We start from the raw sequence: 507 nt of genomic DNA on the forward strand, positions 1-507 counted from the left end.
CCACCACATCGCTGTGTACACGTGTACATTACGACTCGTGGCCCACCTCCGACAAGTGGGGTCACACAATCGAGCGTCACCGATGGTGGACCGGAATAATGAGGAGGATTGTCGATGAGTGCGGAAACAGGCCGACCCACTATGCACGAGGTAGCTCGGGTCGCCGGTGTCTCCCATGCCACAGTGTCACGGGTTCTCAACGGCCACACCAACGTTGCCCCCGCAACCGCACGAGCTGTCGCCGACGCGATCATTATCACCGGTTATGTACCCAATCGAGCAGCACGGTCGCTACGAGTCCAGTCCACCGACACTGTGGTCCTCGTAGCCCGCGAAAAAGTCGACGTTTTCTACAGTGAGCCAACTCTGTCGCCGATGGCATCGGGAGCGAATCTTCGCCTCTCTGAGCACGGGTACCAGATGCTGCTAGCCCTCGTCGATTCTTCCCGATCCGCTGAGCGGGTCGGGTCATTGATTGCCGGGGGATCTTTCGACGCGGCAATTTTG

At 59.0% G+C, this 507-nt stretch carries 1 protein-coding gene; it reads left to right on the forward strand.

The annotated features are described in order from the left end of the window. Positions 1-141 precede the first annotated feature (141 nt). Positions 142-507: LacI family DNA-binding transcriptional regulator (locus AC3A84_RS06035; RefSeq protein WP_487968729.1), on the forward strand; the 366-nt coding region annotated here is incomplete at its 3' end.

It is taken from the genome of Paracidovorax sp. (assembly GCF_057642795.1).